Genomic DNA, 19,935 nt, shown 5'->3' with positions numbered 1-19,935 from the left:
AAAAGACAAAGTGATTTTTTTTGTGATATCCATCAAGTTTATTGTTATGGATAAATAATGACGTTTTTAATGCTGGGTACATCACGGAATTTGGCTTTTTTCTATATTTTTTGAATGTTTTAACAAATTTAATAAATTATTAAGGCGTTGATTTTTATTGTTATTTGTTTTTTGTCACTTTTCTTGTCACTTTTTGGTGTGATCTGCCTCAATTTTCTTGTTTTTGAAACGCAATTTCTTTTTTGCATGGTTGTATTGGGAAATACATTTCTATCTAATGAATGGAAATATTTCTTGCGTCAGCTGTATTAACGCCTGAGCGATATTCAAACTCCTTTTCATGTATTAATTGAGAATTTAATTACCTTTGTGCTCTACAATAAAGGATATGCCATCATGTCTGCCAATAAATTACGCTCCTTATTACTTCTCACCGCGCTCGGGCTCGGCGTCAGCCAAAGCTATGCCGCGACTACCCTCAACGTCTGGATCCGCGCCAGCAATGACTCGAAGAATATCTACAAACAAGAGGCGGAAAAGTTTGAAGAAAAAACCGGTATCAAAATTGAGTATTTCAACGCCACTACAGACTTTGAACAGCGGCTGGCGCGCGCCACTGCCGGCAACGCCTTACCCGATCTGATTTTTAACGATGCGGCCTCGCTGGGGCAGTTTATCCAGTTGGGTATTGCCGAAGAAATTGACCCGCAAGCTATCGCCGGCGGCGACCAGCTATTCCAGACGGCATGGAAGAGTACTCGCTATATCGACGGTAAATACTATGGCGTACCGACCTCCGCGCAAACTTTCGCCCTGTTTGTGCGCAAAGACTGGCGGGAAAAACTGGGGCTGCCGCAGCCCAGGAGCTGGGATGATATTCGGGCCCTGGCAAAAGCCTTCACCACCCAGGATCCCGATGGCAACGGCAAAAATGATACCTACGGATTTATCGTTCCCGCCTCGACGACGCGCGGCTACGCCAGCTGGTTTATGAGCAGCTTTATCTGGCAGGCGGGCGGCGATTTCGTTAAAGAAGAGAGCGGAAAATTCAGCGCCTCGCTTAATACGCCGGAAGTGGCTGAAGCGATGACCTTTATGCGCACCATGATGTGCGAAAAAGTCACCCAGCCGGGCGCAATTAACGCCACCACCGCCGACGTTATCCCCTCCTTCCGCTCCGGGCAGAGCGGTATGTTCTTCAGCGGTCCGTACCATATTGCGCTGTTCGATAAAGACCCGGGTAAAGACAACTTTGAAGTGGTTCCGGTAGTGGGGCCGAAAGGCGAAGCCACTCTCGCTGAAGGTACCACGGTCTTTATGATGAAGAGCAGTCAACAAAAAGAGGCGGCGCGCCAGTTCATTGAATTCATGATCTCCCCGGAAGGCCAGGAGATCGGCATGGGTAAAGGCAGTCAGCATATTCCGGTGGTGCGTCTGCCGGTTAACAAGAACGTCGACGTTAAGGACGTTTATCAGGATGCGCGCTGGGAAACCTTCGCCCGGCTCTATAACGAGCAGGGACGCTACGTGCCGCAAATCCCCAACTGGACGCCGGTGCGTCAGGCGGCAGCCGAAGGCTTTAACCGCATTTTTGCCGACTGCAACAGCGATATCGCCGCCGGGCTGAAGACTCTCGACGGCAAGGTTAACGCTGAGCTGAAAAAACAAAATGTGCTGGCTAACTGAGGACCTACGTTATGACCCTGCATGAGACGAAATCCTCGCCGATAAAGCAGGCCGCTTCGCCTTACTCGACCGGATGGCTGAGTGCAAAGCGTAAGCGGGCGCTGATCCCGTGGCTGTTTTTAGCGCCTGCGCTAATTATTTTCAGCTGGTTTAAGTTTATCCCGATGGTTCAGGGTCTGGTGATGAGCTTTTACAAGGTCAACTTTAATCAGCCGAACGAGTGGGTAGGGCTCGATAACTTCACCCGCGCTTTTTCCGACGTAGAACTGCACGCGGCGGTGGTAAATACCCTGCTGTACGTCGTGGTAACGATGTTTGCCGCGGCTATCCTGGCCTTCTTTCTCGCCATGCTGCTGGAAGGCCCGGCGCGCCATCTGCGTTTTATTCGCACCGCCATCTTTTTACCCGCGGTCACCAGCGCGGCAATCGTCGCCGAAATGTGGCGTATTTTATTCAACCCAACGCCCAACGGCGTGGTTAACCACATCCTGAGCTGGTTTGGCGTCGCCGACCAGGGCTTTCTTGCCAGTTCCGACCAGGCGCTGGGGGTCATCATGCTGCTGCACATCTGGAAGGCGGTGCCTTACAACATGGTGATTTTTATTGCCGGTCTGGCGGGGATCAGCCGCGATTTATACGATGCGGCGAACGTCGACGGCGCCAGCTGGTGGAACCGTCTGCGCTACGTCACACTGCCCGGCATGATTCCGGCGCTTTCGGTGGTGCTGATGCTCTCCTTTATTCGTGGTTTCCGCGTGTTTGCCGAGGTGTATGCCACCACCGGCGGGGGGCCGTCTAACGCCACGGAAATGGTCATGACCCACATCTATAAATTGGGCTTTGAACAGTTTGACTATGGCTACGCTTCGGCGGTGTCGTTCCTGCTGTTCACCTTCACGGTTTTCTTAACCATTTGTCATCTGACGCTGAAAAAACGTATCGCCCGTTACTAAGGAGCCGCGATGTTAAGTAAACGTTGGGATACAGCAGGACGCTGGTGCATCTACGCGCTGCTGCTGATTGTCTTTGTCGGTCCGTTCTGGGGCATCGTCGCCACGGCATTCAGCGGTGCGCCGGTGAAACCGGGCGAGCTGCTGGCCTGGCCGAATCAGTTCTCGTTTGAAAACTTCATCTTTGCGTGGATGGATATTGGCGTCTGGCAGTATCTGCTGAACTCCATTCTGGTGGTGTTCTTTGGCACCGTTCTGCAGGTGTCGGTCAGCGCGCTGGCGGCGTATGCGCTGGCGCGTAAGAAGTTTCGCGGCGTGGCGCTGGTGAGCCTGGTGATTTTGTCCACCATGATGCTGCCGGAAGAGGTCATCGCGATTCCGCTGTACATGATTATTAACTGGCGGCTGCCGTTTATCGATGCCTCGCTCTACAACAGCTACCTCGGGATGATTTTGCCGGTCGTCGGCTGGGCGTTCTCCATCTTTGTCCTGACCGAATTTATGTCGGCGATTCCTAAAGAGCTGGAGGAGGCGGCGCGTATTGATGGCGCTAACGAGTGGCAGATTTTCTTCCACGTCATTCTGCCGCTGGTGAAACCGGCGCTCGGCACGGTGGTGACCTTCGGCTTTATTATGATTTGGGACCAGTACCTGCTGCCGCTGATTGTGGTCAACCAGGACAGCCTGAATACCATTCCGGTGATCCTCGGCACGCTGCGTACCGATGAGAGCATCACGCCGAACATTTTTATCGCCATAACGCTGCTGGCGATGCTGCCCAGCATCATCGTCTACCTGGGTCTGCAAAAACATTTCAATCGCGGGATTATGTCCGGCGCGGTCAAAGGATAAGGAGTTACCGATGGGATCTGTTGTACTGAATAGCGTACGTAAATCGTATGGTGATGCGCAGGTGATTAAAGACGTGTCGTTGACTATCCCGGACGGCGAGTTCTGCGTCCTTGTGGGGCCCAGCGGCTGCGGCAAGTCTACGCTATTGCGCATGATCGCAGGCCTGGAGGAGATCTCCGGCGGGGCAGTGCACATCAACGAGCGTAACGTCACGGAAGTGGAGCCGAAGCTGCGTGACATTGCAATGGTGTTTCAGAGCTATGCGCTCTACCCGCAGATGACGGTGCGTGAAAATATGGGCTTTGCCCTGAAGATGGCTAAACTGCCGAAAGCGGATATCCAACAGAAGGTCAATGAAGCGGCGGCGCTATTGGGGCTGGAGCCGTTGCTGGAGCGCCTGCCAAAAGATCTCTCCGGCGGCCAGCGCCAGCGCGTGGCGATGGGGCGGGCGATCGTACGTAAGCCGCAGGTCTTCTTATTCGATGAACCGCTATCCAACCTGGACGCCAAGCTGCGTACCCAAGTGCGCGGCGAGATCCGCGAATTGCATCGTCGACTGAAAACGACCTCGGTATACGTCACCCACGATCAGATTGAAGCCATGACCATGGGACAGATGATAGTCGTCCTGCGCGATGGGCGAATTGAACAGGCGGGTACCCCGCTGGAGCTGTACGACCAGCCGGCGAATCTGTTCGTTGCCGGATTTATCGGTTCGCCGGAGATTAACCAGCTTCCCGGCGAGGTCGTGCTGAACGGCAACGCGACCAGCCTGCGTCTTAAAGATGCCTCACTGCTGGCTTTGCCCGCGGGGTTACGAGTGACCGACGGTCAGCAGGTGGTGTATGCCATTCGCCCTGAGCAGGTCAACGTGGTCCATGAAGCGCGCGACGATGCGCTGGCGGCGAAGGTCACGGCGGTGGAGAACACCGGTTCGGATATGCAGCTTTTCTGCGATACCGGAGGCGGGGCGTTTACATCGGTGTTCAAACAGCGTCTGGCGGTAAAAGAGGGGGATAAGATCTGGCTACAGCCGAAGCTCTCGGGCGTGCACCTGTTCGATGCGCAAAGCGGTCAACGCATCGCGTGCCGGGAGGGCGTTTAAGGTGGCGATGAAGCTGTACACCCTTGATGAAACCTGCCTGGAAAACGCCCGTGCTGGCTTAAAACAGCCGTTCTCGCCATTGCAGCTGGCGCTGAGCAAGCTGGTGTCGGAGGCCGATATCCTGCGCCGCGAAGCGCCGGAAAGCGTGGTACACAAAAAACTGCGGCCGGCGAGCGGTGACGCGCACGATTACTACAGTCTGGGTACCTACTGGTGGCCAAACCCACGGCGTCCCAACGGGCTACCCTACATTCGTCGCGACGGGCATATCAACCCGCAGTGTGAAAATAACGATACCGATACTTCGCGCATTATCCGTATGTGCGAACGGTGTCTGACCCTGGGGCTGGCGTGGTACTTCACCGGCCAGCGCCAGTACGCACAGGCGGCGGCCGCGCAGATCCGCTGCTGGTTCCTCGATGCTGACACGCGAATGAATCCGCATCTCAACTATGGCCAGGCGATCCCGGGGATTGTTTCCGGCCGCGGTACCGGGTTGATTGACACCCGCTTAATGTGGATGGTGGTTGATACCATCGGCTTGATGAGTTCGGCGAACGTGCTGGATACCGACGATATTATCGGCCTGCACCAGTGGTTCCGCGATTTTAACCACTGGATGTACTACAGCGAAATTGGCCACTCAGAGTACGTCTGGCACAACAACCACGGTACCTGGTACGACGCCCAGCGGACGGTGAACGCGCTTTTCTATGGCGATAAAGGGCTGGCGGCGCGGATCATCGAGCAGGGGATCACCCAGCGGATGGCGGCGCAGATTGACCAGGATGGCAAACAGACCATGGAGCTCGAACGTACCATCCCTTTCCACTACTCGCTGTTTAATCTGGAGGCGCATCTGCTGCTCAACCGCTACGCCGAGCACGTTGAGTTTGACCGCTGGAACGCCATCCGCGATGGGCGAGGAGTGAAGCAGGGGATTGATTACCTGGTGCCGTTTATCCGGGAACCGGATCTGTGGCCATACAGCGACCTGCAGGGGATTGTGTGGGATAGCGCGCTGCGGGTGCTGTTGCAGTCTGTGCGAGGGTATGCAAAACAAGCTGCCAGCTATCGTGAAGCGCTGAAATGCGTGCCGCAGGAGACGCTGCAGCTGAAGGAACAGCTAATGTGGTGCGCGGGTTGAGAGAAACGAACCGGCAGGCCGGATGGCGGGTGGCTATCCGGCTTGCTGAGTTGCCGCTTACACCGCGGCGATAATTTTAATTTCGACTTTGTATTCAGGCTTCATTAACGCGGCCTGAACGGTGCAGCGTACCGGGGCGTGACCGGCAACTACCCAGGCGTCCCAGGCTTTATTCATGGCGGCAAAATCGCTTTTGTCCGCCAGGAAAATGGTGGCATCAAGAATACGCGACTTGTTGCTGCCCTGTTTTTCCAGCACGGCGTCAATCTGCGCCAGGGTGTTCGCGGTTTGCTCAAAGGCATCCGCATCAAGGTTGGCCGGTACGCCGGTATAGTAGAGGGTCTGGTTGTGGATGACGACATCAGACCAGCGGGCTTCCGCATCGATACGCGTAATTGTCATTTTAATTTCCTTCGGTTTTATTCCATCAGACAGCGGCAAGACTGCCATAATGTTCTGCTCACGTCACTACCCGGGCTGGTGAAACGACGCCCTCCCTGACATAATCACTGTCCAAATAACCAGGGGGCAATGTGATCGACGATTTTGCAGCAGACGGCCAGCTGGCCAGCGCCATTCCGGGATTTAAACCGCGCGAACCGCAGCGCCAGATGGCGGTGGCGGTGACCCACGCCATAAAAGAGGCGCGGCCGCTGGTGGTTGAAGCCGGGACCGGTACCGGGAAGACATATGCCTATCTGGCGCCGGCGCTGCGGGCCAACAAAAAGGTGATCATCTCCACCGGTTCGAAAGCGCTGCAGGATCAGCTCTACAGCCGCGACCTGCCAACGGTGGCAAAAGCGCTGAACTTCACCGGCAGGCTGGCGCTGCTGAAAGGGCGATCAAATTATCTGTGCCTTGAGCGTCTCGAGCAGCAGACTCTGGCCGGCGGCGATCTGCCGGTGCAAACCCTGAGCGACGTCATTTTGCTGCGATCGTGGTCTAATCAAACCATTGATGGTGATATCAGCACCTGCGTCAGCGTCGCCGAAGACTCTCAGGCCTGGCCGCTGGTGACCAGCACCAACGATAACTGCCTCGGCAGCGACTGCCCGCTGTACAAAGATTGCTTCGTCGTCAAAGCGCGTAAAAAGGCGATGGATGCCGATGTGGTGGTGGTTAACCACCATCTTTTTCTTGCCGATATGGTGGTGAAGGAGAGCGGTTTCGCCGAGCTCATCCCCGAAGCGGAGGTGATGATCTTCGATGAAGCCCATCAGCTCCCGGATATCGCCAGCCAGTATTTTGGCCAGTCGCTCTCCAGCCGTCAGTTGCTGGATCTGGCGAAAGATATCACCATCGCCTACCGCACCGAGCTGAAAGATACCCAGCAGCTGCAAAAGTGCGCCGACCGGCTGGCCCAGAGCGCGCAGGATTTTCGCCTGCAGCTCGGCGAGCCCGGCTATCGCGGCAATTTGCGCGACCTGCTGGCGGACAGCAACATTCAGCGGGCGCTGCTGCTGCTCGATGATGCGCTGGAGCTGTGCTATGACGTCGCCAAACTGTCTCTGGGTCGTTCGGCGCTGCTGGATGCCGCCTTTGAACGCGCGACGATCTATCGTGCGCGGCTCAAGCGACTGAAAGAGATCAACCAGCCGGGCTTCAGCTACTGGTATGAATGCACTTCCCGCCACTTTACCCTGGCGCTGACGCCGTTGACCGTGGCTGAAAAATTTAAAGAGGTGATGGCGCAGAAACCAGGGAGCTGGATTTTTACCTCCGCGACGCTGTCGGTTAACGACGATCTTCGTCATTTCACCGCGCGGCTTGGCATCGAAGAGGCGGAATCGCTGCTGCTGCCCAGCCCGTTTGATTACGCGCATCAGACGCTGCTCTGCGTGCCGCGCAACCTGCCACTGCCGAATCAGCCCGGTGCCGCGCGACATCTGGCCGCGATGCTCAAGCCGCTGATTGAAGCTAACGACGGCCGCTGCTTTATGCTGTGCACCTCGCACGCGATGATGCGCGATCTGGCGGAGCAGTTCCGCGCCACCATGACGCTACCGGTTTTGTTACAGGGTGAAACCAGTAAAGGGCAGCTGTTGCAGCAGTTTGTCAGCGCCGGCAACGCTTTGCTGGTGGCGACCAGCAGCTTTTGGGAAGGGGTGGATGTGCGCGGCGATGCGCTATCGCTGGTGATTATCGATAAGCTGCCGTTTACCTCACCGGACGATCCGCTGCTGAAAGCGCGAATGGAAGACTGTCGCCTGCGCGGCGGCGATCCGTTTGACGAAGTCCAGCTGCCGGATGCGGTCATTACGCTGAAACAAGGGGTTGGACGTCTGATCCGTGATATCGACGATCGCGGGGTGCTGGTGATTTGCGATAACCGGCTGGTGATGCGCCCCTATGGCGCTGTCTTCCTCGCCAGCCTGCCGCCAGCGCCGCGAACCCGCGATATCCGCCGGGCGGTGCGTTTCCTCGCTGTGCCGCCGGCGAGGTAATCTGTCGCAAAATGTGGTAAGCTGCGCGCCATTTTGTCAATCTGCTAGAGCGAGAGCGCGACAACTCATGCGAATTTTGGCTATCGATACCGCCACGGAGGCCTGCTCCGCGGCGCTGTGGAATGATGGCACCCTTTGTGCTCATTTCGAAATTTGTCCCCGTGAACATACCCAACGTATTCTGCCGCTGGTGCAGGATGTCCTGAATGAAAGCCATGTCTCACTGACTGAGCTCGATGCCCTGGCCTTTGGCCGCGGGCCAGGCAGTTTTACCGGCGTACGTATTGGCATCGGCATTGCTCAGGGGCTGGCGCTGGGGGCGGAACTGCCGATGATTGGCGTATCGACCCTGGCTACCATGGCGCAGGGCGCATGGCGTAAAACCGGGGCCACCCGCGTTCTGGCGGCCATCGACGCCCGAATGGGCGAAGTGTACTGGGCTGAGTATCAGCGCGATGAGCAGGGCGTCTGGCACGGCGAAGAGAGCGAAGCGGTGCTGAAGCCTGACGCCGTTCGCGAACGTCTGCAACAGCTGGACGGTAGCTGGGCAACGGTAGGGACCGGCTGGCAAGCCTGGCCCGATCTGGCGAAGGAGACTTCGCTGGTCTTAACCGACGGTGATATGACGCTACCGGCGGCGGAAGATATGCTGCCGCTGGCCTGTTACCTGCTTGCCGCCGGGAAAACCGTTGCCGTAGACAAAGCCGAACCGGTTTATTTGCGTAACGACGTGGCGTGGAAGAAACTTCCTGGCCGTGGATGAATCTCAGTAGATATAAGACTGAGAGAAGGAGTCGCATCATGGCGGGTCAAAACAAAGCAGTACGTTGGTTATTAGCGGGCGCCGTTGCCGTCGCGTTAAGTGGATGCGTGTCGGTGCCGGACGTGATTAAAGGTTCCAGCCCGACGCCACAGCAAGATTTAGTCCGGGTCATGGCCGCGCCACAGCTCTACGTGGGTCAGGAAGCCCGTTTTGGCGGTAAAGTCGTCAACGTGCAGAATCAACAGGGTAAAACCCGTCTGGAAATCGCCACGGTTCCGCTGGACAGCGGTGCCCGGCCTGAGCTGAACGAAGCATCACGCGGGCGCATCTTCGCCGATGTGAACGGCTTCCTCGACCCGGTTGATTTCCGCGGCCAGCTGGTGACCGTCGTTGGCCCGATTACCGGCGTTGTTGACGGAAAAGTCGGCAGCACACCGTACAAATTTATGCTGATGAATGCGACCGGCTATAAGCGCTGGAACGTGGTGCAGCAGGTGGTTATGCCGCCGCAGCCCATCGACCCGTGGATGATCGGTCCGCGCCCGTGGGCTTACGGTTATGGCGGCTGGGGCTGGTACAACCCGGGCCCTGCGGAAGTCAGAAATGTTGTAACTGAATGATTTTGTAGTTTTTGTAAGCTAAAAGAAACAGCGGCTTGTCCGCTGTTTCTTTATTTTTGGACCCATAAGAAAAATAAATAGTGACGCGCTTCGCAACCTGTAAAACGCCTAATTAATAAACTGGTACGCTGAGTTAATATAATGTTAACAGAATGTTTGTTGATCAGGGGCTGTGATGACGACGAATAACTATTTCAGAGGTGATGCAGTGAAAAAGGTTTGGCTAAACCGCTATCCCGCCGATGTTCCGGCGGAGATAAATCCTGACCGCTACCAATCCCTGGTTGAATTATTTGAACATGCCGCCACGCGCTACGCCGACCAACCGGCGTTTATCAACATGGGCGAGGTGATGACCTACCGTAAGCTGGAGGAGCGCAGCCGGGCGTTCGCCGCTTATCTCCAGCAGGGGCTGGGACTGCAAAAGGGCGATCGCGTCGCGCTGATGATGCCTAACCTGTTGCAATACCCCATCGCGCTCTTCGGTATTCTGCGCGCGGGGATGATTGTGGTGAACGTCAATCCGCTGTATACGCCGCGCGAGCTTGAGCATCAGCTGAATGACAGCGGAGCGGCGGCGATTGTGATCGTCTCCAACTTTGCCCATACCCTGGAGAAAGTGGTCGATAAAACGCAGGTGAAGCATGTGATCCTGACCCGGATGGGCGATCAGCTCTCAGCCGCGAAAGGCACCCTGGTGAATTTCGTGGTGAAGTACATCAAGCGTCTGGTGCCGAAGTATCACCTCCCCGATGCGATCTCTTTCCGCAGCGCGCTGCATGCCGGTTATCGTATGCAGTACGTTAAACCTGACATTGTCTGTGCAGATCTGGCTTTCCTGCAGTACACCGGTGGCACCACCGGCGTGGCGAAAGGGGCAATGCTCACCCACCGCAATATGCTGGCGAACCTCGAGCAGGTGAATGCGACCTATGGGCCGCTGCTGCATCGTGGGAAAGAGTTTGTCGTGACGGCGCTGCCGCTGTACCACATTTTTGCGCTGACCATGAACTGCCTGCTGTTCATTGAGCTCGGCGGCCAGAACCTGCTGATTACCAACCCGCGCGATATTCCGGGGCTGGTAAAAGAGCTGGCAAAATACCCGTTCACTGCGATGACCGGGGTCAATACGCTGTTCAACGCCTTGCTCAACAACAAAGAGTTTCAGCAGCTCGATTTCTCTTCTCTGCATCTTTCCGCCGGCGGCGGAATGCCGGTGCAGCAGGTGGTGGCCGAGCGCTGGGTTAAGCTCACCGGCCAGTATCTGCTCGAGGGCTATGGCCTGACGGAGTGCGCGCCGCTGGTCAGCGTTAACCCCCATGATATTGACTACCACAGCGGCAGCATCGGGCTGCCGGTACCGTCGACCGAAGCGAAGCTGGTGGACGATGACGATAATGAAGTGCCGCCGGGTCAACCGGGGGAACTGTGCGTGAAAGGCCCGCAGGTGATGCTGGGCTACTGGCAGCGTCCCGATGCGACCGCGGAGATCATCAAAAACGGCTGGCTGCATACCGGCGATATTGCGGTGATGGACGATGAAGGCTTTTTGCGCATCGTCGATCGCAAAAAAGATATGATTCTGGTCTCCGGGTTTAACGTCTATCCGAACGAAATCGAAGATGTGGTGATGCAGCATTCGGGCGTTCAGGAGGTGGCTGCCGTCGGCGTACCGTCGGGCAGCAGCGGTGAAGCGGTAAAGATTTTCGTCGTGAAGAAAGACGCAGCGCTGACCGAAGAGGCGCTGATCACCTTCTGCCGCCGCCATCTGACCGGATATAAAGTACCGAAACTGGTTGAATTCCGTGATGAACTGCCGAAATCCAATGTTGGCAAAATTTTACGGCGAGAACTGCGTGACGAAGCCCGCGCTAAAGTAGACAATAAAGCCTAAGGTATACGAGAGTCGCCAGACGCCGGCTAAGCCGGCGTTTTTTATGGGCGCAAGTTAAGAGAGCATGATTTGAACTATCAGATGATCACCACCGACGATGGTCTTCGCGCCATCTGTGAAGCGGCAAACGCGGCACCCGCGATTGCGCTGGATACAGAATTTGTCCGCACCCGCACCTATTATCCGCAGCTGGGCCTGCTCCAGCTGTTTGACGGTGAACAGGTTTCGCTGATTGACCCGCTGGAGATAACCGACTGGGCGCCGATGCGTGAGCTGCTGCTGAACAAAGACGTCACCAAGTACCTGCACGCTGGCAGTGAAGATCTGGAAGTGTTCCTCAACACCTTTAACCTGATGCCGGAGCCGTTGATTGATACCCAGATTCTGGCCGCTTTTTGCGGGCGCCCGATGTCCTGGGGATTTGCGTCAATGGTGGAAGAGTATACCGGCATTGCGCTGGATAAGAGCGAGTCGCGCACTGACTGGCTGGCTCGTCCGCTGACCCAGCGTCAGTGCGACTATGCGGCGGCGGATGTCTGGTATCTTCTGCCGATCGCCAGCAAGCTGATGGCGGAAACCGAGGCCGCTGGCTGGCTGGATGCCGCGCTGGACGAATGCCGTCTGATGCAGCAACGCCGTCAGGAAGTGCAGGACCCGGCGCAGGCGTGGCGTGATATCGGCAACGCCTGGCAGCTGCGCACCCGTCAACTGGGCTGCCTGCAGCTGCTGGCGGAGTGGCGTTTACGTAAGGCGCGCGATCGCGATATGGCGGTCAATTTTGTGGTTCGTGAAGAACATCTGTGGAACGTGGCGCGCTATATGCCGGGGAGCCTCGGGGAACTTGATAGCCTCGGCCTGTCCGGCAGCGAAATTCGTTTTCACGGCAAAACGCTGATAAGTCTGGTGGCGAAAGCCCAGGAGCTGCCTGAAGAGGCGCTGCCGGAGCCACTGCAAAACCTGATTGATATGCCGGGCTACCGCAAAGTCTTTAAAGAGATTAAAGCGCTGGTGCAGGAAGTGAGTACCGAGAAGGGGCTGAGCGCAGAGCTGCTGGCATCAAGACGACAGATTAACCAGCTGCTGAACTGGCACTGGCAGTTGAAAAGCGGAAACGGACGACCTGAGCTGATTTCCGGCTGGCGAAGCGACCTGATGGCCGATCGTCTGCAGGCGTTGTTAAGCGAATACCCGCGCTAAGCCGCAGCAAAAAGCCCGGACAGACTCTCCGGGCCACTATGCCAACCAACCCGATAGCCCAAGGCTGTCGGGTTTATTTGGCTCAGGGTTTCGACTCTTCCGTTTCTGGCAAAGTCACGTTCAACTCCAGAATCGAAATATCGCCATCCCGTTGTTCCAGCTGAACGCTGACCATTTCCGGGTCGATCTGCACATACTTACAAATCACCTCCAGAATATCTTTGCGTAACTGCGGCAGATAATGCGGTTCAGCGTCGCCGCGACGACGCTCCGCGACGATGATTTGCAGGCGCTCTTTCGCAATGTTGGCCGTGTTCTTTTTCCGCGAGAGAAAAAAGTCGAGTAATGCCATAATTTATCCTCCGAACAGGCGTTTGAGGAAACCTTTCTTCTCTTCTTCAATGAAGCGGAAAGGACGTTCTTCTCCGAGCAGACGTTCAACCGTATCGGCATAGGCCTTACCTGCGTCTGACGCATCATCCAGGATAACCGGCTCACCCTGGTTTGACGCCCGCAGCACGGACTGATCTTCCGGGATCACGCCTACCAGATTGATACGCAAGATTTCCAGAACGTCTTCCATGCTCAGCATGTCGCCTTTGTTTACACGACCTGGGTTATAGCGCGTGAGCAGCAGGTGTTCTTTGATCGGCTCATCGCCATTTTCCGCGCGGCGGGATTTGGAGGCGAGGATACCGAGGATACGGTCGGAGTCACGAACGGAGGAGACTTCCGGGTTGGTGGTGATGATGGCTTCGTCGGCAAAATAGAGCGCCATCAGCGCACCGGTTTCAATGCCTGCAGGAGAGTCGCAGACCACAAAATCGAAGTTCATCTTTTTCAGTTCTTCGAGAACTTTATCTACACCTTCGCGGGTCAGCGCATCTTTATCACGCGTCTGGGAGGCGGGGAGGATATAGAGATTGTCGGTGCGTTTATCTTTGATTAACGCCTGATTCAGCGTGGCATCGCCCTGAATCACGTTGACGAAGTCATAAACTACCCGACGCTCGCAGCCCATAATCAGGTCGAGGTTACGCAGACCGATATCAAAGTCGATAACGACAGTTTTCTTTCCCTTCTGGGCCAAACCGGTAGCGATGGCCGCGCTGGAGGTGGTCTTGCCAACGCCCCCTTTACCCGAAGTCACAACAATAATGCGTGCCATAGAAATTCCTTGTTAAAAAGGGACTAACTCAACGGTTGAATAGTCAAAGCGGTATCACCCAGACGCAGGCGGGCCGCTTTGCCATAAAATTCGGCCGGGATATTATCACTCAGCCAGTATTCCCCTGCGATGGAAACCAGTTCCGCCGTGAGGTGTGAACAAAATATTTGCGCTTCTCTGTCGCCGCCTGCGCCCGCGAGTGCGCGTCCCCGCATCATGCCATAAACATGGATGTTACCATCGGCAATAAGTTCCGCACCGGCACTCACATGATTTGTAACAATCAGATCACAGTTTGGTGCATAAATGCGCTGACCGGAACGTACCGGCAGATCAATTAAACGCGTTTTTGTGATCGGATTAACAACTGGCGGCGGCGCGACCGGCTCTGGCGTCGCCTGGCGGGGGATTTTCTCTTTCCCTTCCGTCAGTAAAGGAATCCCGGCGCGGTCGATTTCCGTTTTGAGCCGCGGGATTTTGCAACCACTCACGCCCATAATCCGTAAACCGGTGCTGACAATGGCTTCGTGCATAGGGCGCCAGTCAACGTCGTTTTCGACATTGCTGAGGTTCACAACGACCGGAGCGTGACGTAAAAAAGCGGGAGCCTGGGCGATCTTGTCTTCTAACGCCTGACGAATAACCTCGGGATTTGCGTCGTGCAAATGAACGACAGATAAGGTGAAGCTACTGCCCTTAAGTTCGATTGGCGTATTTGACATCCTGGCCTTACTCAATTTGCTGTTTATCACCTGCCGAAGTGCGGTGATATTCCGAAGACTAAAAGGCATGTTATAGTCACTCATATATTGAGGCAAGTGACCACGGGTCTAATTCCGAGTAAAACTATGTTTTGTGTGATCTATCGAAGTACTAAACGTGAGCAAACCTATTTATATGTCGAAAAAAGGGACGATTTCTCACGTGTTCCTGTCGAACTGATGGCAAGCTTCGGCACGCCGCAGATGACCATGCTGTTACCGCTCGACGGACGGAAAAAGCTTGCCGGTGCCGATCTGGAAAAAGTCAAACAGTCACTGATTGATCAGGGCTATTATCTCCAACTTCCTCCTCCGACTGAGAATCTACTTAAGAAACACCTGGCGGAACAGGGGAATAAATCTGATTAACCCACCGAGGGGAAATAATGTACCAACATCATAACTGGCAGGGAGCATTACTGGATTATCCGGTAAGTAAAGTCGTTTGCGTGGGCAGCAATTATGCAAACCACATTAAGGAAATGGGCAGTGCAATGCCGGAAGAACCGGTGCTGTTTATTAAACCTGAGACGGCGCTATGCGATATCCGCCAGCCGTTGGTGCTCCCCGAAGGATTGGGTTCGGTGCATCACGAAGTTGAACTGGCGGTGCTGATTGGCAGCACGCTGCGCCAGGCGACGGAAGAGCACGTCCTGAAAGCGATTGCGGGCTACGGCGTAGCGCTGGATCTTACCCTGCGCGATCTGCAGGGTAAGATGAAAAAGGCCGGCCAGCCGTGGGAAAAAGCCAAGGGCTTTGATAATTCTTGCCCGGTTTCCGGTTTTATTCCGGCGGCAGAATTTCATAGCGACCCGCAAAATACGCCGCTGAGCCTGAAAGTGAACGGCGACGTTCGTCAGCAGGGAACAACGGCCGATATGATCCATAAAATCGTTCCGCTGATTGCCTATATGTCGCGTTTCTTTACGCTCAAAGCCGGCGATATCATCCTGACCGGCACGCCAGAAGGCGTCGGGCCGCTGAGCAGCGGCGATGAGCTGGAAGTCGGCTTTAATGGTCTGACGCTCTCCACCCGCGTACTGTAACGTCCTTTTGCCGCCTTTGCGGGCGGCAAAACTTGCATCAGCGTGCCAGACTGGTTATAAGGTGCACCCTGAATGGCAATGACGGATATCCCCTATGAGCGAACAACTTTTCTGGCAGCAAAAAACACTTGATGAAATGACCGACGCGGAGTGGGAATCACTGTGCGACGGCTGCGGACAGTGCTGCCTGCATAAGCTGATGGATGAGGATACGGATGAGATCTATTTCACCAACGTCGCCTGTCGTCAGTTAAATATTAAAACCTGCCAGTGCCGGAACTATGAACGACGTTTCGAGTATGAGCCGGACTGCATCAAGCTGACCCGCGATAATCTGCCTACGTTCGAATGGCTACCACCGACCTGCGCCTATCGCCTGCTGGCAGAAGGGAAGCCTCTGCCAAACTGGCACCCGCTGCTGAGCGGCTCGAAAGCGGCGATGCATGGCGAACGCATCTCCGTACGCCATATTGCGGTTAAAGAAGAGACGGTGCGCGACTGGCAGGACCATATTTTGAATAAGCCCGACTGGGCGCAGTGAAGCGTTGATGCTTGCTATCGTTTGCTAAAACCCGCCGCGAGGCGGGTTTTGTGTTTCAAGGTATCTGAGCGGCTGGGTCAGGCTTTCTTAGCGTGAAACAGCCCGTTTTCGCCATGGCTCTCTTCTTCAACCCAGAAATTGATATTGAACTGCGCGTCATCGCTCATCTCGATGCGATGCCAGTACTGCGGCGGACTGGTGGCAAACTGGCCGGCGTTAATCACCACTTTGACTTCCGGCTCGCTTGCCTGTTCGTCAGCAAAGCCATAATAGGTGACGGTTCCTTCCATTACGCACAGCTGACCGAAAACGCCGGCGGCGGTATTGTGGTGGCTGAGCAGGGCGGCGGGGACGTTCTGTTTGGTGAAAAAGGGGGTGGAGCGTTTAACTTTCCAGTGAGCAGGAATACGCAGGTGAGACATCATCAGCTCCTTAGTGGACAGATCAAAAGATGTATTTAATATGCATCTTTTGATCTGTCGTCGTCAATCGACAGGCAAAAAAAACGCTCCTGAAGGAGCGTTTTTTTACCACTAACTTAGCGGCCGAAGAGATCGCGCTTTTTCGGTTTGAAAGGCTGAGCAATCAGCACCAGCAGCGCCACGATCAGATAGGCGGCGAAGATCCCTACCAGCCACTGTGGCATCTCCAGCGTCAGAAATTCCCACTGACGAACGGAGCAGTCGCCGCTGGCGACGAACATCTGCGGGATCCATTTATCCAGCGGGAGCCACGTTGGAAAACGCGCGGCGAAATCACAGGTCTGAAACGGGGAAGGGTGCAGCTGAATCATAGTGTGTTCCCACGCCAGCTGCAGACCGCGCAGCGCGCTATACAGCCAGATGACCAGCGCCACATAGCGTAACGGCGTTTTTGGCGCGATAGCCCCGACAATACCGGCGCCCATAATGCCTAATAATGCACAACGTTCATAAATACACATCACACAGGGTTGCAGCAACATCACGTGCTGGAACCACAGCGCAACTAATTCAAGGATAAAAGCGGTTAACGCCATCAGGAGCCAGGCTCCGCGTCCCCTTGAGCACTGGTTTAAATATCGCAACATAGTCATTTCCCTGGAACATGCCAAATCATGGCAGTGTAAACGAAAACCGTACCGACGCCAGCAGCTTGTTGGAAAATATTACATAAAAGAAGTGCGGTTATCCGCCTGACGGAGGCGGATAACCGGAGCTTAATTTAAGGAAGTGACGGCGTGATAAGCCAGTGGTTATCGAGCATCCACTGGGTGACAGGCATCAATGCGAATTCAACGCACAGTAGCCCCACCAGGGTCATGACGATGGTGTAGGGCAGCGCCATCCACACCATACGGCCATAGGAAAGGCGAATCAGCGGCGCCAGCGCGGAGGTCAGCAGGAAAAGAAACGCCGCCTGGCCGTTAGGGGTGGCGACGGAAGGCAGGTTGGTGCCGGTATTGATCGCCACCGCCAGCAGTTCAAACTGCGGCAGGCTGATAACGCCGTTCTGCAGCGCCGTTCGGGCTTCGTTGATATACACCGTGCCAACGAAGACGTTGTCGGAAATCGACGACAGTAACCCGTTAAACAGATAGAACAACGACAGCTGGGCGTGCGGTGATGCCTGGAGGACAAACTGAATCACCGGCGTAAACAGGTGCTGGTCGATGATCACCGCAACCACGGCGAAAAATACGGTCAGCAGGGCGGTGAACGGCAGCGCCTCGGTAAAGGCTTTGCCGATGGCATGCTCGTCGGTGACGCCGGAGAAAGTCGTCGCCAGAATAATCACCGATAAACCGATCAGCCCCACTTCAGCAAGGTGCATCGCCAGCGCGGTCACCAGCCAGATACCGATAATCCCCTGCGCAATCAGCCGCAGGCGATCCTGACGGCTGCGCTGCTGACGGCTGCGATCGTCGAACTCCTGTAACACCTTACGTACGACTGGCGGCAACGGTTCACCGTAGCCGAACCGTTTGGTTTTCTCCAGCAGCAGGCAGGTCAGCAGGCCGCAGATCATCACCGGCAGCGTCACCGGAGCCATCCGCAAAAAGAACTCGCCGAAGTGCCAGCCCGCCGCCTTGGCAATGATCAGGTTTTGCGGCTCGCCCACCATGGTCATTACGCCGCCGAGCGCCGTCCCGACGCCCGCATGCATCATCAGGCTGCGCAGAAAGCCGCGGAACTGTTCCAGCACGTCACGATAATGCTGGTCGATGTGGCTATCGTCGAGGATATCGTTATCATCCGGGCGCGCGGAGGCGACGCGGTGATAGATGCCGTAGAAGCCAACGGCGACGCTGATCACTACCGCCACAACGGTCAGCGCATCGAGGAAGGCGGAGAGGAAGGCCGCTGCGAGACAAAAAGAGAGCGACAGCAGCATCTTACTGCGAATCCCCAGCAACAGGCGGGTAAAGATAAACAGCAGCAGCTGCTTCATAAAATAGATCCCCGCCACCATGAACATCAACAGCAGGAGCACTTCCAGATTGCTGGCAATCTCTTCGCGGACATGTTCCGGGCTGGTCATGCCGATCATCACCGCCTCAATCGCCAGCAGGCCTCCCGGCAGGAGCGGGTAACACTTGAGCGCCATGGCGAGGGTAAAGATAAATTCCACCACCAGCATCCAGCCGGCAATAAACGGATTGAGGTGAAAAACCAGAGGGTTAACGATCAAAACAATGATGAGAGCGAGTTTATACCAGTCAGGGGACTGGCCAAGAAAATTGCGCCACAGAGCGCGGCCATAAGACATTTCCACGACAGACTTCCTTCCCGTCAAATTAATGACATAATTTTACGCGTAACTATTTACAAGATTACCAGTTGAGCAAAACGGGAAGCAACTTACTTCGCCTCGCGTTCGCGCGATGGCAGGGGGTAACGAAAAGTTGAAAATGAAACGGCGATCCCCTTTTAATTACTTTCTGACGCTATCTGCTCTATAGCGGCTCTGGTATGATGAGTGGAATTTGCAACGCTGTGTAATGGAAATCTAATTATGGTCATTAAGGCGCAAAGCCCTGCGGGTTTCGCGGAAGAGTACATCATCGAGAGTATCTGGAATAATCGTTTTCCCCCAGGCACCATCCTCCCCGCCGAACGTGAACTTTCTGAACTCATTGGTGTGACCCGCACCACCTTACGCGAAGTGTTGCAACGTCTGGCCCGTGATGGTTGGTTGACGATTCAGCACGGCAAGCCGACGAAGGTGAATAATTTCTGGGAAACGTCCGGGCTGAATATTCTCGAAACTCTGGCGCGTCTTGATCATGACAGCGTTCCGCAGCTGATCGATAACCTGCTGTCGGTACGTACCAACATCTCTACCATTTTCATCCGCACCGCGTTCCGCCAGCATCCTGACAATGCGCTGGAAGTGCTTGCCAGCGCGCGGGAAGTCGAAGATCACGCCGACGCGTTTGCCGAGCTGGATTACAACATCTTCCGCGGCCTGGCGTTCGCCTCTGGTAACCCGATTTACGGCCTGATCCTCAACGGAATGAAAGGGCTGTACACTCGCATCGGTCGTCACTATTTTGCCAATCCGGAAGCGCGCAGCCTGGCGCTGGGCTTCTATCATCAGCTGGCGAAAGTGTGCGAAGAGGGGCTGCACGAGAAAGTTTACGAGATTGTCCGTCGTTACGGCCACGACAGCGGCGAGATCTGGCACCGGATGCAGAAAACCATGTCGGGTGATTTAGTCATCGGCATGCGTTAAGGGACACCGACGTTATAAAAAATGCCCGGCAAGCTGTCGGGCATTTT

The 19,935-nt window shown here is 55.4% G+C and carries 21 protein-coding genes; 14 read left to right on the top strand and 7 right to left on the bottom strand.

Annotation, left to right across the window (positions count from 1 at the left end; all coding sequences use genetic code 11):
• Positions 1–396: 396 nt before the first annotated feature.
• Genes MC50_RS24985 through MC50_RS24965 form a run of 5 tightly spaced genes read left to right on the top strand, consistent with a single transcriptional unit; the run spans position 397 to position 5,740 of the window.
• On the top strand, positions 397–1,686 hold the full coding sequence (locus tag MC50_RS24985; protein WP_032699393.1) for an ABC transporter substrate-binding protein: 1,290 nt from the start codon (positions 397–399) through the stop codon (positions 1,684–1,686).
• Positions 1,687–1,697: 11 nt separating this feature from the next.
• Entirely contained in the window at positions 1,698–2,639 is a 942-nt protein-coding gene (locus tag MC50_RS24980; RefSeq protein WP_077267052.1) for a carbohydrate ABC transporter permease, read from the top strand.
• Between the two features lie 9 nt (positions 2,640–2,648).
• Positions 2,649–3,488: a carbohydrate ABC transporter permease gene (locus MC50_RS24975; protein WP_004121979.1), complete on the top strand. Its 840-nt coding sequence runs from the start codon at positions 2,649–2,651 to the stop codon at positions 3,486–3,488.
• Positions 3,489–3,498: 10 nt separating this feature from the next.
• Complete coding sequence (locus MC50_RS24970) at positions 3,499–4,593, top strand: ABC transporter ATP-binding protein (RefSeq protein ID WP_047665206.1); 1,095 nt, start codon at positions 3,499–3,501, stop codon at positions 4,591–4,593.
• Between the two features lie 7 nt (positions 4,594–4,600).
• Positions 4,601–5,740 (top strand): alginate lyase family protein, encoded by a 1,140-nt coding sequence (locus MC50_RS24965; protein ID WP_032687010.1) that lies wholly within the window; start codon positions 4,601–4,603, stop codon positions 5,738–5,740.
• Positions 5,741–5,797: 57 nt separating this feature from the next.
• Here the strand turns inward: MC50_RS24965 and MC50_RS24960 are convergent, their stop codons facing one another.
• Positions 5,798–6,142: a RidA family protein gene (locus tag MC50_RS24960; RefSeq protein ID WP_032687342.1), complete on the bottom strand. Its 345-nt coding sequence runs from the start codon at positions 6,140–6,142 to the stop codon at positions 5,798–5,800.
• Between the two features lie 131 nt (positions 6,143–6,273).
• Between MC50_RS24960 and MC50_RS24955 the strand changes: the two genes are divergently transcribed.
• The 5 genes from MC50_RS24955 to rnd all read left to right on the top strand — a co-directional run bounded on the left by MC50_RS24955 (position 6,274) and on the right by rnd (position 12,658).
• Positions 6,274–8,184, top strand: a complete 1,911-nt coding sequence (locus MC50_RS24955) for an ATP-dependent DNA helicase (protein ID WP_032699394.1) — start codon at positions 6,274–6,276, stop codon at positions 8,182–8,184.
• 67 nt (positions 8,185–8,251) lie between these two features.
• Positions 8,252–8,947: a tRNA (adenosine(37)-N6)-threonylcarbamoyltransferase complex dimerization subunit type 1 TsaB gene (tsaB, locus tag MC50_RS24950; RefSeq protein ID WP_032687012.1), complete on the top strand. Its 696-nt coding sequence runs from the start codon at positions 8,252–8,254 to the stop codon at positions 8,945–8,947.
• Between the two features lie 38 nt (positions 8,948–8,985).
• Positions 8,986–9,567 (top strand): Slp family lipoprotein, encoded by a 582-nt coding sequence (locus tag MC50_RS24945; protein ID WP_004863873.1) that lies wholly within the window; start codon positions 8,986–8,988, stop codon positions 9,565–9,567.
• Positions 9,568–9,775: 208 nt separating this feature from the next.
• Positions 9,776–11,461: a long-chain-fatty-acid--CoA ligase FadD gene (fadD, locus tag MC50_RS24940; RefSeq protein WP_094898149.1), complete on the top strand. Its 1,686-nt coding sequence runs from the start codon at positions 9,776–9,778 to the stop codon at positions 11,459–11,461.
• An 81-nt stretch (positions 11,462–11,542) separates the two neighbouring features.
• On the top strand, positions 11,543–12,658 hold the full coding sequence (gene rnd / locus MC50_RS24935; RefSeq protein ID WP_162180084.1) for a ribonuclease D: 1,116 nt from the start codon (positions 11,543–11,545) through the stop codon (positions 12,656–12,658).
• Positions 12,659–12,740: 82 nt separating this feature from the next.
• On the opposite strand, the gene minE is transcribed toward rnd, so the two are convergent.
• The 3 genes from minE to minC are packed head-to-tail and all read right to left on the bottom strand — an operon-like array spanning position 12,741 to position 14,548.
• Complete coding sequence (minE, locus tag MC50_RS24930) at positions 12,741–13,010, bottom strand: cell division topological specificity factor MinE (RefSeq protein WP_004103270.1); 270 nt, start codon at positions 13,008–13,010, stop codon at positions 12,741–12,743.
• A gap of 3 nt (positions 13,011–13,013) precedes the next feature.
• Positions 13,014–13,826, bottom strand: a complete 813-nt coding sequence (gene minD, locus MC50_RS24925; protein ID WP_004863866.1) for a septum site-determining protein MinD — start codon at positions 13,824–13,826, stop codon at positions 13,014–13,016.
• 23 nt (positions 13,827–13,849) lie between these two features.
• A complete protein-coding gene (gene minC, locus MC50_RS24920) occupies positions 13,850–14,548 on the bottom strand; it encodes a septum site-determining protein MinC (protein WP_032687016.1) in 699 nt (232 codons plus the stop codon).
• 126 nt (positions 14,549–14,674) lie between these two features.
• On the opposite strand from minC, the gene MC50_RS24915 reads away from it, so the two are divergent.
• From MC50_RS24915 to MC50_RS24905, 3 genes are all read left to right on the top strand, one after another.
• Positions 14,675–14,956: a YcgL domain-containing protein gene (locus MC50_RS24915; RefSeq protein WP_004863862.1), complete on the top strand. Its 282-nt coding sequence runs from the start codon at positions 14,675–14,677 to the stop codon at positions 14,954–14,956.
• Between the two features lie 17 nt (positions 14,957–14,973).
• Positions 14,974–15,633, top strand: a complete 660-nt coding sequence (locus MC50_RS24910; RefSeq protein WP_004863860.1) for a fumarylacetoacetate hydrolase family protein — start codon at positions 14,974–14,976, stop codon at positions 15,631–15,633.
• Positions 15,634–15,727: 94 nt separating this feature from the next.
• Positions 15,728–16,174 carry a YcgN family cysteine cluster protein gene (locus tag MC50_RS24905; protein WP_032687017.1) on the top strand — a complete coding sequence of 149 codons (447 nt, stop codon included), beginning with the start codon at positions 15,728–15,730 and terminating at the stop codon, positions 16,172–16,174.
• Between the two features lie 77 nt (positions 16,175–16,251).
• Here the strand turns inward: MC50_RS24905 and MC50_RS24900 are convergent, their stop codons facing one another.
• The 3 genes from MC50_RS24900 to nhaB all read right to left on the bottom strand — a co-directional run bounded on the left by MC50_RS24900 (position 16,252) and on the right by nhaB (position 18,928).
• Positions 16,252–16,596 (bottom strand): DUF1971 domain-containing protein, encoded by a 345-nt coding sequence (locus MC50_RS24900; protein ID WP_004863851.1) that lies wholly within the window; start codon positions 16,594–16,596, stop codon positions 16,252–16,254.
• Between the two features lie 116 nt (positions 16,597–16,712).
• A complete protein-coding gene (dsbB, locus tag MC50_RS24895) occupies positions 16,713–17,243 on the bottom strand; it encodes a disulfide bond formation protein DsbB (RefSeq protein WP_004863849.1) in 531 nt (176 codons plus the stop codon).
• Positions 17,244–17,377: 134 nt separating this feature from the next.
• A complete protein-coding gene (nhaB, locus tag MC50_RS24890; RefSeq protein ID WP_032687018.1) occupies positions 17,378–18,928 on the bottom strand; it encodes a sodium/proton antiporter NhaB in 1,551 nt (516 codons plus the stop codon).
• A gap of 240 nt (positions 18,929–19,168) precedes the next feature.
• Between nhaB and fadR the strand changes: the two genes are divergently transcribed.
• Positions 19,169–19,888 (top strand): fatty acid metabolism transcriptional regulator FadR, encoded by a 720-nt coding sequence (gene fadR / locus MC50_RS24885; RefSeq protein ID WP_004863845.1) that lies wholly within the window; start codon positions 19,169–19,171, stop codon positions 19,886–19,888.
• Positions 19,889–19,935 lie beyond the last annotated feature (47 nt).

The sequence above is a fragment of the Klebsiella planticola genome, assembly GCF_000783935.2.
Classification (GTDB): domain Bacteria; phylum Pseudomonadota; class Gammaproteobacteria; order Enterobacterales; family Enterobacteriaceae; genus Klebsiella; species Klebsiella planticola.
Note: the sequence above shows the minus strand (reverse complement) of the source record. Positions and strands in the feature narration are given on the sequence as shown.

Excerpts from the sequence above, each read along its gene's own strand:
- MC50_RS24985 (WP_032699393.1), top strand. The coding sequence starts at position 397 with ATGTCTGCCAATAAATTACGCTCCTTATTACTTCTCACCGCGCTCGGG.
- MC50_RS24980 (WP_077267052.1), top strand. The coding sequence starts at position 1,698 with ATGACCCTGCATGAGACGAAATCCTCGCCGATAAAGCAGGCCGCTTCG.
- MC50_RS24975 (WP_004121979.1), top strand. The coding sequence starts at position 2,649 with ATGTTAAGTAAACGTTGGGATACAGCAGGACGCTGGTGCATCTACGCG.
- MC50_RS24970 (WP_047665206.1), top strand. The coding sequence starts at position 3,499 with ATGGGATCTGTTGTACTGAATAGCGTACGTAAATCGTATGGTGATGCG.
- MC50_RS24965 (WP_032687010.1), top strand. The coding sequence starts at position 4,601 with ATGAAGCTGTACACCCTTGATGAAACCTGCCTGGAAAACGCCCGTGCT.
- MC50_RS24960 (WP_032687342.1), bottom strand. The coding sequence starts at position 6,142 with ATGACAATTACGCGTATCGATGCGGAAGCCCGCTGGTCTGATGTCGTC.
- tsaB (WP_032687012.1), top strand. The coding sequence starts at position 8,252 with ATGCGAATTTTGGCTATCGATACCGCCACGGAGGCCTGCTCCGCGGCG.
- MC50_RS24945 (WP_004863873.1), top strand. The coding sequence starts at position 8,986 with ATGGCGGGTCAAAACAAAGCAGTACGTTGGTTATTAGCGGGCGCCGTT.
- rnd (WP_162180084.1), top strand. The coding sequence starts at position 11,543 with ATGATCACCACCGACGATGGTCTTCGCGCCATCTGTGAAGCGGCAAAC.
- minE (WP_004103270.1), bottom strand. The coding sequence starts at position 13,010 with ATGGCATTACTCGACTTTTTTCTCTCGCGGAAAAAGAACACGGCCAAC.
- minD (WP_004863866.1), bottom strand. The coding sequence starts at position 13,826 with ATGGCACGCATTATTGTTGTGACTTCGGGTAAAGGGGGCGTTGGCAAG.
- minC (WP_032687016.1), bottom strand. The coding sequence starts at position 14,548 with ATGTCAAATACGCCAATCGAACTTAAGGGCAGTAGCTTCACCTTATCT.
- MC50_RS24915 (WP_004863862.1), top strand. The coding sequence starts at position 14,675 with ATGTTTTGTGTGATCTATCGAAGTACTAAACGTGAGCAAACCTATTTA.
- MC50_RS24910 (WP_004863860.1), top strand. The coding sequence starts at position 14,974 with ATGTACCAACATCATAACTGGCAGGGAGCATTACTGGATTATCCGGTA.
- MC50_RS24905 (WP_032687017.1), top strand. The coding sequence starts at position 15,728 with ATGAGCGAACAACTTTTCTGGCAGCAAAAAACACTTGATGAAATGACC.
- MC50_RS24900 (WP_004863851.1), bottom strand. The coding sequence starts at position 16,596 with ATGTCTCACCTGCGTATTCCTGCTCACTGGAAAGTTAAACGCTCCACC.
- dsbB (WP_004863849.1), bottom strand. The coding sequence starts at position 17,243 with ATGTTGCGATATTTAAACCAGTGCTCAAGGGGACGCGGAGCCTGGCTC.
- fadR (WP_004863845.1), top strand. The coding sequence starts at position 19,169 with ATGGTCATTAAGGCGCAAAGCCCTGCGGGTTTCGCGGAAGAGTACATC.